Annotated in this window: 17 protein-coding genes; 7 read left to right on the top strand and 10 right to left on the bottom strand. The window is 36.8% G+C overall.

All coding sequences use genetic code 11. The features are described 5' to 3' along the window. Window positions 1-13 precede the first annotated feature (13 nt). From FB551_RS11065 to FB551_RS11055, 3 genes are all read left to right on the top strand, one after another. The gene (locus FB551_RS11065; protein WP_142017478.1) at window positions 14-1,117 is read left to right on the top strand and encodes an HlyD family secretion protein; all 1,104 of its coding nucleotides are present in this window, start codon (window positions 14-16) and stop codon (window positions 1,115-1,117) included. Between the two features lie 140 nt (window positions 1,118-1,257). Next, window positions 1,258-2,835 (top strand): DHA2 family efflux MFS transporter permease subunit, encoded by a 1,578-nt coding sequence (locus FB551_RS11060; RefSeq protein ID WP_047433973.1) that lies wholly within the window; start codon window positions 1,258-1,260, stop codon window positions 2,833-2,835. A gap of 207 nt (window positions 2,836-3,042) precedes the next feature. Further along, window positions 3,043-3,639 carry a hypothetical protein gene (locus FB551_RS11055; protein WP_142017476.1) on the top strand — a complete coding sequence of 199 codons (597 nt, stop codon included), beginning with the start codon at window positions 3,043-3,045 and terminating at the stop codon, window positions 3,637-3,639. Between the two features lie 135 nt (window positions 3,640-3,774). Here the strand turns inward: FB551_RS11055 and FB551_RS11050 are convergent, their stop codons facing one another. From FB551_RS11050 to FB551_RS11040, 3 genes are read right to left on the bottom strand one after another with little or no spacing between them, the layout of a single operon-like run. Continuing rightward, a complete protein-coding gene (locus FB551_RS11050) occupies window positions 3,775-4,788 on the bottom strand; it encodes a TQO small subunit DoxD (RefSeq protein WP_142017474.1) in 1,014 nt (337 codons plus the stop codon). A 52-nt stretch (window positions 4,789-4,840) separates the two neighbouring features. Beyond that, complete coding sequence (locus FB551_RS11045; RefSeq protein WP_142017472.1) at window positions 4,841-5,197, bottom strand: hypothetical protein; 357 nt, start codon at window positions 5,195-5,197, stop codon at window positions 4,841-4,843. 38 nt (window positions 5,198-5,235) lie between these two features. Next, a complete protein-coding gene (locus FB551_RS11040; protein WP_047433965.1) occupies window positions 5,236-6,150 on the bottom strand; it encodes an alpha/beta hydrolase in 915 nt (304 codons plus the stop codon). Between the two features lie 163 nt (window positions 6,151-6,313). Between FB551_RS11040 and FB551_RS11035 the strand changes: the two genes are divergently transcribed. Beyond that, on the top strand, window positions 6,314-6,862 hold the full coding sequence (locus FB551_RS11035) for a DNA-3-methyladenine glycosylase I (protein WP_142017470.1): 549 nt from the start codon (window positions 6,314-6,316) through the stop codon (window positions 6,860-6,862). 248 nt (window positions 6,863-7,110) lie between these two features. Here FB551_RS11035 and FB551_RS11030 read toward each other — a convergent pair whose 3' ends face one another. After that, window positions 7,111-7,476, bottom strand: coding sequence for a winged helix-turn-helix transcriptional regulator (locus FB551_RS11030; protein ID WP_047433963.1), 366 nt, complete (start codon window positions 7,474-7,476; stop codon window positions 7,111-7,113). Window positions 7,477-7,567: 91 nt separating this feature from the next. On the opposite strand from FB551_RS11030, the gene FB551_RS11025 reads away from it, so the two are divergent. Next, window positions 7,568-8,098, top strand: a complete 531-nt coding sequence (locus FB551_RS11025) for an NAD(P)H-dependent oxidoreductase (RefSeq protein ID WP_142017468.1) — start codon at window positions 7,568-7,570, stop codon at window positions 8,096-8,098. Between the two features lie 14 nt (window positions 8,099-8,112). On the opposite strand, the gene FB551_RS23505 is transcribed toward FB551_RS11025, so the two are convergent. The 5 genes from FB551_RS23505 to FB551_RS11005 all read right to left on the bottom strand — a co-directional run bounded on the left by FB551_RS23505 (window position 8,113) and on the right by FB551_RS11005 (window position 12,939). Then, window positions 8,113-8,340 carry a hypothetical protein gene (locus FB551_RS23505; RefSeq protein WP_156121553.1) on the bottom strand — a complete coding sequence of 76 codons (228 nt, stop codon included), beginning with the start codon at window positions 8,338-8,340 and terminating at the stop codon, window positions 8,113-8,115. 4 nt (window positions 8,341-8,344) lie between these two features. Further along, window positions 8,345-8,845, bottom strand: coding sequence for a DUF2199 domain-containing protein (locus tag FB551_RS11020; RefSeq protein ID WP_047433959.1), 501 nt, complete (start codon window positions 8,843-8,845; stop codon window positions 8,345-8,347). A gap of 6 nt (window positions 8,846-8,851) precedes the next feature. After that, a complete protein-coding gene (locus FB551_RS11015) occupies window positions 8,852-10,321 on the bottom strand; it encodes an FAD-binding oxidoreductase (protein ID WP_142017466.1) in 1,470 nt (489 codons plus the stop codon). Between the two features lie 33 nt (window positions 10,322-10,354). Beyond that, entirely contained in the window at window positions 10,355-11,941 is a 1,587-nt protein-coding gene (locus tag FB551_RS11010) for a patatin-like phospholipase family protein (RefSeq protein ID WP_142017464.1), read from the bottom strand. Between the two features lie 98 nt (window positions 11,942-12,039). Continuing rightward, complete coding sequence (locus FB551_RS11005) at window positions 12,040-12,939, bottom strand: magnesium transporter CorA family protein (RefSeq protein ID WP_142017463.1); 900 nt, start codon at window positions 12,937-12,939, stop codon at window positions 12,040-12,042. 73 nt (window positions 12,940-13,012) lie between these two features. Here FB551_RS11005 and FB551_RS11000 point away from each other — a divergent pair, with 73 nt between their 5' ends. Further along, window positions 13,013-14,035: a 3-oxoacyl-ACP synthase III family protein gene (locus FB551_RS11000; protein WP_142017461.1), complete on the top strand. Its 1,023-nt coding sequence runs from the start codon at window positions 13,013-13,015 to the stop codon at window positions 14,033-14,035. Window positions 14,036-14,252: 217 nt separating this feature from the next. Here FB551_RS11000 and FB551_RS10995 read toward each other — a convergent pair whose 3' ends face one another. Then, complete coding sequence (locus tag FB551_RS10995) at window positions 14,253-15,413, bottom strand: thioredoxin family protein (RefSeq protein WP_142017459.1); 1,161 nt, start codon at window positions 15,411-15,413, stop codon at window positions 14,253-14,255. A gap of 301 nt (window positions 15,414-15,714) precedes the next feature. Here FB551_RS10995 and FB551_RS10990 point away from each other — a divergent pair, with 301 nt between their 5' ends. After that, a complete protein-coding gene (locus FB551_RS10990) occupies window positions 15,715-17,343 on the top strand; it encodes an AraC family transcriptional regulator (RefSeq protein WP_167497846.1) in 1,629 nt (542 codons plus the stop codon). Window positions 17,344-17,374 lie beyond the last annotated feature (31 nt).

Below are 17,374 nucleotides of genomic sequence, written 5' to 3'. Positions count from 1 at the left end.
GATCGAAACCAAAATGGAAAATAATAATACACAGGCAGCTGAACCTAAAAAGAAAAAAAGTTTAGTTTTTCCTATCATTTTAGCGGCAGTAGTAATCGGAGGAGGAATGTACGGTTACAGAGCGTTTACTTACGGACAGTATCACGAAGAGACTGACGATGCTCAGATTGCTTCCAATATGGCACCGGTAATTTCTAAAATCTCAGGTTATGTAGCTCAGGTAAAGGTAAAAGACAACCAGTTTGTAAAGAAAGGAGATACTTTGGTGATTTTGGATAACAGAGATCAGAAAATGGCTCTAGACCAGGCTCAGGCAGCATTATCTACTGCTAAAAGTAATATTTCCAATGCAGAAGCTACCACAACAGCTACTTCAAAAAATATCGGTTCTTCAGAAGCGGCTGTAGTAACGGCTAATGCTCAGATAGAAGCAGCAAAAGTAAATGTTTGGAAAACTTCTCAGGATTTGAAGAGATATGCTAATCTTGTAAAAGACCACTCTATTACAGAACAGCAATATGAGCAGGCTTTGGCAGCAAAACAATCTGCAGACAGACAGTTACAGGTTTTGGTTGATCAAAGAAACCAAATTGCTCAGCAAACTCACATCGCTTCTTCTCAGACCGCAGCAAGTTCACAACAAATCAGTGTGGCAGGATCTGTGGCTAAGCAAAGAGAAGTGGATGTAGAAAATGCAAAACTTAACTTATCATACACCGTAATCCTTGCACCTGAGGATGGATACGTTGGAAAAGTACCTACACAGGCAGGTCAGTATCTGCAGGCTGGAGCACAGTTGTTTGCTTTGGTTAAAAACGACCAGAAATGGGTTGTAGCTAACTTTAAAGAAACGCAGGTAGACAAAATGGTAGAAGGGCAGAAAGTGAAAATTGAGATTGATGCTTTCCCTGATCAGGAGTTTGAAGGAGTGGTAAGTTCATTCTCTCCGGCTACAGGAGCTACATTCTCTATTCTTCCTCCGGATAACGCGAGCGGTAACTTCGTAAAAGTAGTTCAGAGACTTCCTGTAAAAATCGATTTTGTAAATCTTGACAAGAACATTGCCAAAAGATTAAGAACAGGAATGAACGTAAAGGCAGAAGTTGCTTTGAAATAACATTTAAAATTGTTGAGAGTCAATGAACTTCGTTATCAATAGTGAATCAGCTTTGCAGCCAATTAAAACGAAAGCTTTACAATTCACTATTCACCTGCGAAGCAAAATTCACCATTGATTTTTAACATCGAAAAAAACTTATGCAAGATTCATTAGTAGAATATGGAGCGCGGAGAGTGATCATTACGATTACTGCTATCCTTTGTGCCCTTCTTGAAATTGTAGATTCCACGATTGTTAATGTTGCCTTGAATGAAATGAAGGGGAATCTTGGATCTACACTTTCAGAAGTGGGGTGGGTAATTACGGCTTATGCCATTGGTAACGTTATTATAGTACCAATGACGAGCTGGCTTTCCCAGCAGTTTGGACGTAGAAATTACTTTGCGGCATCCATCATTATATTTACCATATTTTCATTTTTATGTGGAAATGCAACCAATATCTGGGAACTCGTGTTCTTCAGATTAATGCAGGGAATCGGTGGGGGAGCCTTATTGGTAACTTCACAAACGATCATTACGGAATCTTATCCGATTGAAAAAAGAAGTATGGCTCAGGCTATTTATGGTCTGGGAGTAATTATCGGTCCTACCTTAGGTCCGCCTCTAGGAGGATATATCGTTGATAATTTCAGCTGGCCATATATTTTCTATATTAATATTCCGATTGGAATTGCAGCAACCCTGATGACGCTGCAGTTTGTAAGAAGTCCGAAATATGCAGAAAAACGTAAAGTCTCGGATGTTGACTGGATTGGGATTGGATTACTGGCAGTAACCGTAGGTTCATTACAATTTATCCTTGAGAGAGGTCATGAAGAAGACTGGTTTGCCAGCGGAATGATTGTAGCGTTTACAGTAGCTGCGGTTTTAGGATTTATATTATTCCTTTGGAGGGAACTTACCTTTAAATATCCGATCGTTGAGCTGAGGGTACTTAAAAACAGTAACCTGAGAATCGGAACTATGATGTCATTCGTGCTTGGATTCGGATTGTATGGTTCTACATTCATCGTTCCATTGTATACTCAGAGTATTTTGGGATGGACGGCACTTCAGTCCGGAGCTTTGATGATTCCGGCGGCATTGACAACAGCTTTCATGATGCCGATCATTGGTAGATTGCTGGCAAAAGGAGCTAAACAACAGATCCTGGTTTCATTAGGACTCTTTATCTTCTTTGTATATAGCTTCTGGGGATACAAGATTCTGACCCCGGATACCAGTAAAGAAGCCTTCTTCTGGATGCTGATCGTGAGAGGTGCAGGTTTAGGATTGTTATTTATTCCAATTACCTCATTGTCATTAAGTACATTGAAAGGGCAGGAGATTGGTCAGGGAGCAGCCTTTACAGGGATGATGAGACAGCTGGGAGGATCTTTCGGAATTGCAGCGATTACAACCTTTATTGCTAATGCAGGTCAGAAATACAGAAATAGCTTAATTTCCCATCTGGACGAAAACAGTTTTGATGTTCAGCAAAGGCTGGCTGCATTGAAAGCGAATTTTATAGCAAAAGGAATGACCCCTGATGCAGCAATGAATGCCGCGTATAAAATGCTCGACTTATCCGTAACGAAACAGGCCACTGTATTATCTTATATGGATGTGTTTCTTTACCTCGGAATCGTATTCCTGATATGTATTCCGTTTATCTTACTTGTAAAAGAAAGAAAGAGCAAAGAAAAAATAGATTTGAGTGAAGCCATGCACTAAATTTTAAAATAAAAAACCTTCGGATTTCCGAAGGTTTTTTTATGTCCATTTTTTATTATAAGGTAATAATTTACAATACGTTCTGTTTTTATTTTGTTAAACGAAAAATAATATCACTTATTGGAGAGTTTATTTATTTTTTCTAGATTTACATGGTTTTATAACTTCACTTAACCATGATTTCAAAACACTAATAACGTATTAACTATGAATCAAATTCAACTGCCGGAAACCTATCTGGCTTTATCAGACTTCAGAAAAGATGACATCTATCTTTCTGAAATGAATCAGGCTCAGATTATTGCAGATTTCTTTCCCGGAACTTTTACAGAACTTACCCAGCGCTTGTCTGATATTACAGGAGCTTTTTATGGAGGCGTCCTTAAGCAGATCGGAAAACTTTACGGACCAGAAGCTATTGAACAGATTTCCGGCACTTTTATGTATGATCTGGGATCAAGAATGACACTGAGGAATCTTGAAGCAAAACCTAACCTGCAGCCTGGAATTCCAGCTGTTGCAAAAATACTGATAGGAGCAATTTTTACATCCAGTCCCGAATACAATTTTGAATTTAAAGAATTAAATGACTACAAATGCGAAATGCTTATTAAAGGGACAGACCGTTACCACAAAATTACGCAGAGCCTGCAAATTGCAGGTCTGCTGAAATGGCCTGTCATAAAACCTTTCATACAGGGCATTTGCGACACCATGGGACTGGATGTTTTATTGGATATAAAAGTACTCAGACTTGATCCGGACAGCTCATGCAGCTATCATATCCTTGTCTCAGAAAAATAGAGCTGAATATTGAAAATAATAATTTCAAACAACAATAGGAGCGGACTTTAGTCCGCTTTCTCTCTTATAAATCAAGGATCGGCTTTAGACAAAACATAAAACCCGCACCCCGAATCCCGGACCTTGAGTTTCAATTTATTTAATCCTCTCAATCCACTCAATCCCGCTCACATCAATCAGTTTAAGTGCATGAATTTCGCTTTTCTGAAGAATATCATCAATATTCAGAGTCACATCAGCTTTTGCTCCCAATGGAATTATCAGGCTGTGCTTTCCAGGTTTCACTTTGGCAACATAATGATTCTGAATATTTTCTTTAGGAATTCCGGCGAGTTCTTTATGATCAAGTTCCTTTAAAATTTTTCCGTTTTTATCCAGAATATGAATGCCTATCAGAAAAGAACCGTACACATCGGCACCTTCTGTTCTGTAGACTTCAAACCTTAATTTTGAATGATGATGAGTGATGTTTGAAATTTCCAGTTTAGGTTTTACCGATTTATTATGCAGTGTTCCCCATACGCCTCCATGAAAATACTGATTGGTAAAAATGGTCAATCCAAATATGATGAGTGAGCCTGCCAGCACAAAAACTTTTGGGTTTGAGACAGGGAAAGTTCCTGAACCAAGCCATGAAAACCATCCTTTTTGAGTAAATTTTTTGTTGTTTTTCATGAAATAATGATCCAGAGAATAAGATCCGCTTCCTGTCAGAAACAGTACGAATCCACCAGCAACACCCAGAACACCGATCTGCCATTCATCGAGACAGGTTGTTCCCAGCCATCCTGAACCCAATAAAATTCCGAGAGCAAGGCTGAAGATGCCAATACTCATTAAACGCGTAAATAATCCGAGGATGATGAATAATCCCACAATGGCTTCGATAATGGTAAAAATCATCATCGAGCGTTGTAAAGCATCAGGATGAGTTACCAGATATTCAATAACAGGCTTTATGCCCAGGGCATTCGGTAAGAAATGATTGAATTTTTCCCCGATGTATCCCTTTTCATCAGGGATAAGCTTGTTTTCGAGGATCAGTCTGCGCCAGAACGCTGAAAAGTATGTCCATCCGATAACCATTCGGAGGGATAAAGTATATAATCCGGCCAGATCCGAAGACTGGCGGTTTGTGATATGTTTCATTGAAATTAATATTGTATTGTAAAAAACTGATTTTTAATTGGGTTAAAATTTTTTAAACCAGAGTAAGCTTCAGTCTTTTAAATAGAATATACTTCGGAGGGCTGTTGCCGGTAGAATTCCCGGAATAGTCATTAAGGAAAATTTTCCTTTCAAAAGAATTTCCTGTGGTTGTATAAAGATTGGAAAAAGAATCTTTATATTGGTTCTGAGTTTTGTTTTTTACAACCGAAGTTCCGGAAGAAGCAGATGTTGCATCACAGCTGAAGGAAATTGATGACGTTGTTTTTACCTTATTCAGTCCGCTGATGAACTGAATGTCAAAAATATCAAGAACATTCCGTTTTACAGCGCATGGAGATAATGAAAACACCAAAATAAGCACCGTAACGATTGCTTTATAGTTTTTCATATGGACTCCTGAATTGGGCATGATTACAAAACTACACTTTATTTCAATGTAAGCTTAATAAATTCTAAAAAATCGTCCTGCTGATCTACAAATAAATAATGAGAGCAGTTGTCAATAAGCCTGAAATTTTTCTGTCCAACGATATTTTTAAGATCATTCAGCTGTTTTTCTGAAAATATTCCGTCGTTCTTACCATACACAGCAAAAAGGGGAATTCCTTTTTTTCGGATGTCTTTTAAAACAGAAGTATTATCAAGGTTGTTCAGAGGTTCATTTTTATAGAATTTAAGGGGTGAATCAGCATTTCTGATATTGTTTCTGGAAAATTCGCCCGTTTTATATTCGTTTCTCAGCATTTCACTTTTAAGAGTAGGATGGGGCATATCGAAGAAATTGAGCTTACCCGCTATTTCATAACATCTTTTTCTATAGGCTGCAGAATTTTTATCAAGATTTTCTATTTCAGAAATCTCCTTGAGTTGGGCAGAATCATTTTTAAAATGTTCTTTAGCCAGTTTTAGAATATGATCATAGGTTGCCTGCTGGGTAAATAAAGCTCCGGCAAGAGTAAGCGAATTGACTTTTTCGGGAAATTGAGATGTAAATAAAGTCCCGATAATCCCACCAAAACTATGAGCAAGTATATTGGCTTTTTGAAGATGATAAGTTGTATAAATACCTTTTAAATCCTCAAAACTTTCTTTGAATGTCATGGCTGCATTTTCATCTTTTGAGCGACCTTCACCGCGTCTGTCATAAACGATGACGTAAAATCCCTTGTCGGCAAGCTTTTGAGCCGTAGTTCCTTCAAACAACGTTGCATTTCCACCCGGTCCGCCATGGATAAAAATAACAGGAGGCTTTTTCGGATTTCCGTAGGCTTTAGAATATAAATTCTGTGCGTTGAAAAAAATTGATGTTATAATAAAAAGGCTGGAAAACAGAAATTTCATGATGGTAGTTTGAGTCTTCTAAACTACTAAATATTCTTTAATCCGAGGAAAAGACTGAAATATGATTTAATTTAAAAATAAAAATACTGCTGACGGACAGTTGTCACAGTTCCTGTTTATCTTTACAGATCAGAAATTGTACACAAATATAAAAAACATTGAAATGAGTTATTGTTTAGCCATAGAAGGCATGCAGCCTGCAAGCAGAAAAGAACTGCACAAAAATTACCATGATAACTATTACGGATTTCCTATTCATGATGATAATGAATTATTTGGAAGACTGATTCTTGAAATTAATCAGGCAGGACTAAGCTGGGAAACGGTTTTGAAAAAAGAAGATAGTTTCAGAAAAGCTTATGATCAATTTGATATTCAGAAAATTGCAGCTTATACGGAAGAAGACCGCGAAAGACTGCTGAGTGACCCGGGAATTATCAGAAATAAACTAAAAGTGAATGCTGCCATTGAAAATGCCAAAACAATTATTGAACTGCAGAAGGAATTTGGTTCATTCGAAAAATGGCTGGAACATCATCATCCTTTGACATTGCAGGAATGGATGAAATTATTCAAAAAAACCTTCAAATTTACAGGAGGAGAAATTGTCAACGAATTTCTTATGAGCACAGGATATCTGAAAGGAGCTCATCACGAAAGTTGTCCGATACATTCGAAAGTATTAGCTCAAAAGCCTTCGTGGAATAAATAATAAATTCAGAATAAGAAAAAGAAAGCTCAATCCGGTTCGCTAAGATTTTAAGTTCAGGCTAAAGCCAATTGAAGTTTTAATTTGTAGTAAACGGGCTAAACCCGTTCCTATTGTTCTGATCAGATCACTTTTTATAAGCTGCCGGATACAGGAATTGTACTGCTTACACTTTTCCGGATCTGTCATAGGCAGAACAGGTAACATTGATCATCAATAATACAGTGAAAATTCTTTAACCCAAAATCTTTTTATTCGCTATCCATAATCTGCTTATGCTCCTTTCCCCATTTTTCAAACTCCAGAATAATGGGTTTCAGTTTGTACCCGATTTCTGTAAGTTCATATTCTACCCTTGGAGGAACTTCAGCATATACTGTTCTGGTAATGATTTTATCTTCTTCCAGCCTGCGAAGTTGAAGGGTGAGCATACGTTCGGTAATGTTCTGAAGCTTTTTTCTAAGTTCCCCAAATCTCATTTTTCCGTTGATCAGATAACAGCATATTGCCAATGCCCATTGCCCTCCGATAATGTTGGATGCATAAATTTCAGGGCATTCATCAGCAAGCGCTTTTTTATTGGCAAAATTAGTTGAGGTTTCTTTTATTTTAGTCATTACTTACATTTTTTATAGTACCATACAATAGGTTGCTAATGTACAAAATGTAAGTTATGTGCAGTAATTTTGTATCAGAAATTTAAACATAATGAAAACATTAGTGATTGTGACGCATCCTGATATTGAAAAATCAGTGATCAATAAAAAATGGATCGACGAATTAAAAAAATATCCTGAAAAATATACCGTTCATCAACTGTACAAAGCTTACCCTGATGGAAAAATTAATGTGGCAGAAGAGCAAAAGATGATGGAATCTTATGACAAAATTGTATTTCAGTTTCCGTTTTACTGGTTCAGCAGCCCGCCGCTTTTAAAACAATGGCTGGATGAGGTGGTTTTATATGGTTGGGCATATGGAAGCAACAGCGGTTTCAAACTGGCTGGAAAGAAAATGACACTGGCTGTTACCGCAGGAATAGATGAAGATGGATATTCTAAATCGGGAGAATATAAATATACCATGAAGGAACTTTTCCGACCTTATGAGTTGACTTTTGATTATATAAAAGCCGATTATAAAGAACCTTTTGTGTATTACGGAATTGAAAGAGATTCTTCCGATGAATGGATCAACAGAAGTATTCCGATGTATCTGGAGTTTCTGGATAATTTATAGAAATCAATAGGAATCTATTTTGAGGTTTTTGAAAAATAGATTCCTATCCCTAAGATGGTTAAAAATATTCCCATAATTAAAAAAGGATACCACAGGAGAAAGGAAATTTCACCTAACTTTACAATGATTTCAGAATAACCTCCTCTTGCCGTAAATAATCCAACAGACGTAAAGAACATTATAATGGATAGAACAAACATTGATAATCCGATAAAAAAGAGGTACTTGTAAATTGATTTCATTTTTCTATTTGTTTAAAACCCGATTGATTCTTTTCTCTGCTTCTTCCTTTGTAATCCCATTATAAAAATCGTGTACAAACGGATGATCATAGCTTTGATGGGGATAGACAAAAGGTCTTCCGACAGAATTATTTACCACCACCGTTGTAGGAACACTCTCCTCAAACTCATAATCCGGAAGATAGGTGGAAAGCCATCCGAAATATTCAGCTTCGAAATCTTTATTATCATAATTTTCAACATATTCATTGAAGCTTTTTTCACTCAGTGAAACCCAGATTCCATAATCCAGGTCTCTACAGTCATCTGTGACTTCCTGTACAAGAACAGTACGGATAAATCTATGGGTATCTTCTTCCTCTTTTACAATGCAAAGGTCTGAACTGAGTTCAGCATTTTTCAATTCTTCTTCAGATAAGCAGGAGTAAAAATAAGGGTATGAATAGGCTATTGCAGGCCAGTCTTCTTTCTCTTCTCCGCAGCACTGACAGATGTATTTCGTCATCGTATTTTATTTGTAATGTTGGTAAAATTTATTGTCAAAGATCTCAGAAGGATCATATTTTCTTTTCAGCTCAAAAAAAGATTCTGCCTGTGGATATACCTTTCTCATTTTCTCTCTGTCAATATGAAGACGGTAAGGTAAATAGAACGTTCCTTCATTGTTTAATGTAATATCAACAAGTTTATTCGTTAATATTTTCATGGCCTCTTCCTGCTTGTCTGTCTTTTTTTGATTGAATAAAAATACAAATCCAAATACATCTTTTCTCGCATAATTCATATAGCTGTCTTCATCCTTTTTCACAGCACGGATGGTGATATTAAGCAAATCTAAACCAGAATTTTTCAACACAGGTTTTATATCTTTAATAAACTGGCTGAAGTTTCTCTCCGGAATAAAATACTCCTGCAAAAGATCTGTAGAATAAGGATCTTTGTTTTCAATGAGTGAAACGTGGTCATTCAGAAGCTCATTTCTGGAATATACTGCATTTCTGGTTATTTTATTCATTCCGGTTTCAAGATCCCAGCGAAGCCTTTTTCCATATTCACTATTGACTGTACTTCTGAACACAAGGCGTTTTGTTTCTTCATTTTTGGCATTTTGAAGGGGCAGCGGTAAAGGTTTTTCATTAGCTTTCTCAAAAAAATTGATCGTAGCCTCTTCCAGAAAATGTTTATCAGAAATTCTCAATCTTCCGAAAACCAGGTTAACAGCAGGATTTTTGGAAATGAATTTTTTATAATAATTCGGATACTGATCAGCACTTAGACGGATATATTTATACTGAAGAGCAATATTATCTACCACTCTTAATTGAACATCAAGAATAATCCCAAAAAGACCATAACCTCCGATTACGAGCTTGAAAAGCTCAGGATTTTCTTCTCTGCTGCAATGAAGGATTTTTCCATTCTGATCCATCAGGGTGAAGGAAACAACACTGGAAGAAACAGGAGGAAGATTTTTTTGCCACCCGTGACCGTTAACACTCATCGATCCACCTACAGAAAAAGAGCTGAATGCCTGCATCACGGCAATAGATTTTCCATGTTTATCAAGGTATTTGATGGCATCTTCCCAAAGAGCTCCCGAGCCAACTGTCAGGATGTTGTTCTTTTCATCCAGTTCCATATGTTTGTAAGGAAGCATGTTCAGAAGAATTCCGTTAGGATAGATGGTGTGTCCTCCCATACTGTGCTGGGCCCCGGCAATTGATATTTTTAAGTTCTTTTTCTTTGCGTATTGTATGATCTGGCGAAGTTGGTTTTCAATTTCTGGTTTAGAAGTTGGAACTTTGATGAGTGTATCAATTTTCGTTAAATTCAGCTGGCTCGCATCATTAGTATACCCTTCAGGAATTTCATTTTTACGATCAGATTCACTCCATTTTGTTTTAAGAACATGAATAACAGGAATAGAAATAAAAATAAGGATCATCGCGATCCCAAGAATAAAAAAAGGTCTCTTTTTCATGGTTATTTAAAAAGCTAAAATACTCAAAAATCCTTATCCTACGGTATGCGTATCTTCTTCTTTGAGTATTTTTTTCTCTTTCATGGTGAGCATCATTCTTTCATATTTATACTTTTCCCAGTTGAAGGTGTTGAGAAAATCTAGAGCAGCCTGAAAGCCTCTGTTGAAAAGTTCTTCTTTTTCTTCCTTTTTCATAAAGAAATTCAGCCAGCTGCTGGTGCCACAGTTGACGCTCTGTATGCTGTAAGAGCGGTAAAAAGTATGTTTGGTAAGGAATGTTTTATCATTAAAGCCCTTCAGAGTACTGATGATGTTTCCGGCGTAGCTGAAAGGGGTCTTAAGGATTTCTTCACTTGTTTTTCCTTTTTCAGAAAGAATCGCAGAATCACTGGTTAGCTGAACTCCGAAAAGTGGCATTCTCGGATAAAAGACTTCATCAGCATGAAACAGGTCAATAGGAAAATTGGAAATACTGCCGCCATCAATGAAAACCCCGGCAGGGTTGATGTCTTCAGGTTTGGTATTCATCCAGTATCTCCATGCATATTTTACAGAATCATTATCTTTATTGATTTGTTTTTGGAAAGGCTCAAAGAAAAAAGGAACTGCCATAGAAGCTCTTACAAATTCAGCAGGGCTGATGTGCTTCAGTTCCTCTTCAGACCAGTAGAGATTGGCCATCGTAGGAAGCTCTACCTTAATTTTGGCATTGATATCAGTGGTAATGACAACATATTCAGATTTAAGAAGGTAGAACGGATTGTTTTTATAATAGTCGTTATTTACAGCACTTTCATAGAAAATTCTGTATCGGGTTTGGTCAATGTGTATCTGATTTTTGATTTTAATTTTTTCGATGCTTTGCAGAGCCATCAGATAATATTCTTGCCCGTTCCCATAGCGGTAATTGAGGTTGAGGTTACTTTCTTTCTGAATGAATTTTTCGTTGAGATGGGCAACAGTTTGTATTCCAAACTGATCCAGCGCATTTTGCATGGTATTCTGAAAAACATTTCCGGGATTCAGTCCGCTGTTTTCTTTCCTGAAATTATTGTACAGCTTTTTAATACAGAAAAAGAGAATAACCGCTGGAATCAAAGGAATCAAAAACATCAGTTTTGCATTCAGGATCGTTGTGGAAGGAGCAAGAAAAGGAATGCTGATGAGAATCATAAAAAGGATAGCGGCAATAACAGCATTGATTTTAAAGAAATCTTTGTTGTTAAGCATCGCATGGAGAGTAGTTTTTACATAGGTTTTCCCATCCATGAAATCTGCAAAATTCCAGCTGAAAAGAATATCCTTGATAAGCTCACTTTTAGATTCTTCTTTGGTCTTACAGGCAGCAATAAGCATGGTGTTAATAGCTCCGGCACTTGTACCTGCCACTTTCAGAAAACGGATTCCAAATATTTCCAGCCCATAAAGATAGCCTACCAATGCGCTTCCCCAGACACCACCACCTTCCTGCACAAATTCTACATACTGACTGCCATTCTGATCCAGAAGATCAGAGAATTCTTTGGCAGAGATATTCTCGTGTAAAGCAAGCAATTTATCTTTGGATGCCTGCGATAGAGAAGGATCTTCCAGAATTTTGCTTAGGTTTTCAGTAGTCATGGTATTTTGTTTTGATGAGGTGTTGGTTAGAGACAGAAGTGATTTTACAGGCTGTATTTTATTGGAAAATAAGATCTTTGTGTCTTTGTTTTATGCCATTACCACTGTCTTCGTCTCACATAAATAAACGTACTGATCACCACTGTTGCCATTGCTCCCAATGTGATAAAATATCCGTACTTATGATGAAGCTCAGGCATATTATCGAAATTCATTCCATAAACTCCGGCAATAAAGGTGATGGGTAAGAAGTAAACCGAATAAATAGCCAAAACTTTCATCACCTGGTTGGCCTTTTGGTCCGAAAGTGCCAGGAACATGGAAATAAGGTTGGTAATCTGAATATTCAAATGATCAAAATCGGCCACCACGTCTTTATGCTTATCTTTTAAATCGACAATCTCTGAGTCCTGTAAGTTCAGCAATTTAAATTTATCAATGGCATCTGTAGAAATCACAAGCACCCTTGAATTCAACCCTGATTTTCGTTTCAGTTTGTAAAGACGGCGGATCTGGCTGGTATGATTGGTATTTTTAAGAAAAATCTCATTCTCAATATTGTCCATCGTTTCAAACAGACTTAAAGATTCATCATCAAAACTTTTCATAATCAATATCGCAATCATCAGCATGATTTGCTGGGGCTTAAGGTCTTCCTGAATCAGGGAAACTTTTTTCCTGGTCTCGGAAATACTTCTGGTTTTCATCCTGTGAATGGTGATGATGGTATTTTCCACCAGAAAAATTCCAATCTTGGTACTGATATCACTGATGGTGTTCAGATTTTTTCTTTCGAGCTCTGTGCTTTCACGGAGTAAGAAGAATTTTACATTCCCGTCTTCTTCATATTTCGGAAGGTGATTGGGATCCATCGTATCTTCCAGAAGAAGATTGTTGATTTCATATCTTTCATGAAGAAATTTCAGGTCTTCTAAAGTAGGAGCCTCTACATCTACCCATTCGCACTGGGAGGTTCTGTATAACGTGTCAATTGGCATAAAGTAAAAATACTAATATTTTGAAAAACTATGTGTTAAATAAGTTTTATCTTTGCCAAAATTAAAAAACTATATGATTAAAAGTACAATAAAAGGGGTGGGATTTTATGTTCCAGATAACGTTGTTACAAATGATGATCTAGCAAAACTAATGACTACCAATGATGAGTGGATTACGGAAAGAACGGGTATCAAGGAACGAAGACATAGAAAAAACAGGAATGACGCTCAGGAAACTACTGCTTATTTAGGATTTAAAGCTTCAGAAAAAGCTATTCAGAATGCAGGTCTTACCTCAAAAGATATTGATTTTATTGTTTTTGCAACCCTTTCTCCGGATTACTATTTTCCTGGAAGTGGAGTATTGCTTCAGGATATGCTTGGATGTGATACCATTGGAGCATTGGACGTGAGAAATCAGTGCTCAGGATTTGTATATTCTATGAGTGTTGCCAACGCATTTATTAAATCAGGTACTTACAAAAATATTCTTGTGGTAGGCGCAGAGGTTCATTCCTTCGGACTGGACTTTTCTGACGAAGGAAGAGGCGTGTCTGTTATTTTCGGAGATGGAGCAGGAGCAGTGGTACTTTCAGCTTCAGAAGATGAAAATGCAGGAGATATTTTAGCTGTCAATATGCATTCTGAAGGGAAATATGCAGATGAACTCTGTACTCAGTTTCCGGGTTCAAAATTCGGATGGAGCGACAGAATGAGAAAAGAGCCTGAAAACGTAACCAACAAAGAAGTATACCCAATCATGAACGGAAACTTCGTATTCAAGCATGCCGTAACAAGATTTCCTGAAACCATGATGGAAGCATTGAACAAAGCGGGAAAAACAGTTGAAGATCTTGATATGTTCATTCCACATCAGGCAAACCTTAGAATTGCTCAGTTTGTACAGGAAAAATTCGGGTTACCCAATGAAAAGGTTTTCAATAATATCCAGAAATATGGAAACACAACCGCTGCTTCCATTCCTATTGCTTTAAGTGAAGCGATTGAACAGGAAAAAATCAAAAGAGGAGACCTTGTACTTCTTTCTGCTTTCGGAAGTGGATTTACATGGGGAAGTGTTCTGTTTGAATACTAAAAAAGAGAGAATAAATCGCTATTGTATCTTTACTAAAGCATTAGGAAGCTTCATTTTTACTTATATTACAACTGAAGACGTGAAAATTCCCATCCTTTGGAGGATTGTCAAAAATTCAAAGAATTTTTGACGGGGTGCTTTTACCATTCCTACTCACTAAACAATATAAAAAAACCGCAGAATTAAAGTTCTGCGGTTTTTATTTTATATATCCTAATTAAAGGCTTTTCAATAGTTTTTCGGTGTCTGTAGAATCCTGTCCTGTGCTTTTTGCCAGTTCAATAGACTTTTCAGCCCACATTTTTGCATTTTTCTTGTCACCAACCTTATTGTAAAGGTTTGCCAAAGTATCTGTATTGGCAAAGTTCTGATCTTTCTTTACAGACTCCTGTGCCCACGCAATAGCTTTTTCCAGAGACGTTTTATTGCTCACATTTTCAAAGAAGTTCCATGCAAGAGAATTCAGCTCTTCAGAACCAGCCGCAGAATAATCTTTATAGATATCAAGAATTAGTTTTTCATATTCAGGAATATCTTTATTCTTTAACGCTCTGTTGGCTTTCATTCTTTTTAAGATCTTGTCAGCCTCTTCTTTGCTCAGGAATTTCTGAGTTTCAGCCATGAAATAGTTATCATCCCATTTTTTAGTATCCGGATTATATGCTTTTTTAGAAACAGTGTTCAGTTTAATATTTTTATCAAACTTTTCATATTTATCTTCCGGGAAGAATTTAATGATATCTGCTTTTTTATCCTGGAAAATTTTGTACAGAGGACTGTCTGTAGTTTGTACTCCTGAAAGAAGCATTTGGATATCTTCCTGATCTAAGCTTGCTTTCTGTTGAAAATAGCGGTTAAGAACTTTCCCTGCAAACTCCGCATCGTTATACATAGTAAGTCCGGCAAGATTCTTTAAAAACTCAGGATCTTTTTCGCCTTTTTCAAACTGCTGCTTCAGAGAAGTGAGTCTTTTGTTTGGATCTTCCGCGTCTTTTGCAAACTGGATAAAGTCTTTTTCTTCCACATATCCTAACGTTCTGTGTACAGCTTCACCGTTTCCGTCAATAAACAGGTAAGTAGGAAATGCTTTAACATTATATTTTTTTGCCAGCTCAATTCCTTCTCCTTTTTCCATATCAATTTTAGCATTGATAAAGTGAGAATTGTAGTAATCTCCCACAGACTGAAGTGGGAAAATATTTTTAACCATCAGTTTACAAGGCCCACACCATGAGGCATATGCATCAATAAAGACCAGTTTTTTTTCTTTTTTCGCTTTGGCAATAATAGAGGCAAAATTGCCTTCTTCAAATTTAATTCCCTGCGCCCATGCAAGAGCTCCTATAAAGATTGAGGAAAGTATGGCTATTTTTTTCATAAAAACTTTTTATTCCATGCAAATGTAATAAATATGATGACACCGGAGCCGTTCATATTGAAAATAATTATACAGGAACTTTGGTTTTAAAACAGGCTTCAGCTTATATTGAAGATAATCGTATATTGTTTTAGTCTTATTATTAAAATTAATGTAAATTACAGGTTTAGGTTAAATGATTAAATTTCAATATAATGTTTTAATAAAAAATAAAATATCACTAGTTTTGTAAAAAACAAAAAGACACCCCGTGAAAATAATGATGAATTATTATAAAATAAAAATAATAATTTGTTTTTGTATGTCTAAGAATCTCCTGAAATTTTTGTTTTTGCTGGCAACGGCAGTCCCCATATTCGCTCAGAAAAAAAGTAACTTTGACCTTATCTGTGAGAGAACCTCTTCCGTAACAGCCTATAAGGATTTACCCAAAGCCATCAAAACTGCAGATTCTCTCTACATGAAGGCACAGAAACCTTCAGAGAAAATAAGATGCCTTGTGCTCTCTTCAGAACTATACCATCATGCAGGTGAACTTAAAAAAGCAATCTGTTACAGCGAAAATGCCTACTCCGTGATCAATCAGATCAATGATCCCGAATGGATGGCTGTGGTGACCAGATTACTTGCGAGGCAATATAGACAGGTAGGGTTATACGAAAGGTCAAAAAAATATATTGTAAAAGGGCTGCAAGCGTCAGCTCAGATTGTTGATTTTCAGAAAAGTAATGAAGCGGCAGGTCTGCTGAATCAGGAAATGGCCTTCTATGAAATGGAGATGGGGAATTTTCCCAATGCAATACGGAATATTGAGTCTTCTCTGAAATATTTTGAAAAAATAAACAGTTCTAATGAAAACAGAACGGCGGCAGCCTCTTATCAGCTGTTGGGAGATGTCTATTTCAAACTTAATGATTACTCTGTTTCCGAAAATTATTATCGAAAAGCAGAAGGTCTGCTGAAAAATGGAAGCTGTACATTGGGATTGGTGTACAATGGCCTGGGAGGAATCCGTCTGAAGCAGAAAAACTGGAAAGATGCTGAACTATATCTTAAAAAAGCAGAGAAAATTGCAGATACATCCCGAAGCCTTAAGCTTAAAAAAGCAGTTTATTCCAATATTAATGATTACTATGAAGGAATCGGGGACAATTTTAAAGCTTCATTATATGCGGTGAAATATATCCGTGCTTACGACAGTATTGCAGCTCGTAATCAAAGTTTTGCAGCAAAGGGAACCGAGCCTCTGAAAGGAAAGCCTCATAAAAAAGGAGGGCAGATGAATCTGGTGAAAAATGCAGCCATTATTATTCTGTTTACTTCGCTGGTGGGCCTACTTATTTTCTTCAGGACGAAGCAGAGAAAACAGCGTTCAAAGTTCAGAAATATTATAAGAGCGCAGTTAAATATGATCGGTACCAGAACTCATTATTCTTTAGCTCAATCTGACGATTCTGAGTTTTCGAACATATTTGTGGAAGAAATTGATGAAAAAGACTCTGAAGCCAACCGAAGAAGGAATGACTCTCTGATGACTTCTGAGACAGAATCTAAATTGCTTGAACTTCTTGAAGAGTTTGAAAAAGGGGATCTTTACAACAATAAAGGGATGTCTTTGTCTTTCCTTGCAGGTGAATTGAATACCAATACAAAATACCTGTCTTATGTAATCAATCAGCATAAGAATGCGGATTTCAAAACATATATCAATCGTTTACGAATCAACTATATAGTAGACAAGCTTATCAATGATGAGAAGTACCGACAGTATAAAATAAGTATCCTTGCTGACGAGTGCGGATTCTCTTCACACAGCAAATTTGCTGCTGTCTTTAAGGCCGTTACAGACTATTCTCCGTCAGCATATATCAAATACCTGGATGCTGAAAAACAATCCGATAAAAATGTTCATTTTCCTGAAAATGATTAAATAGAGAGACTTTATGTAATTCTATCTTACC

The sequence above is a fragment of the Chryseobacterium aquifrigidense genome, assembly GCF_006716485.1.
Lineage (GTDB): Bacteria > Bacteroidota > Bacteroidia > Flavobacteriales > Weeksellaceae > Chryseobacterium > Chryseobacterium vietnamense.
This window is presented reverse-complemented; position numbering and strand designations above follow the sequence as displayed.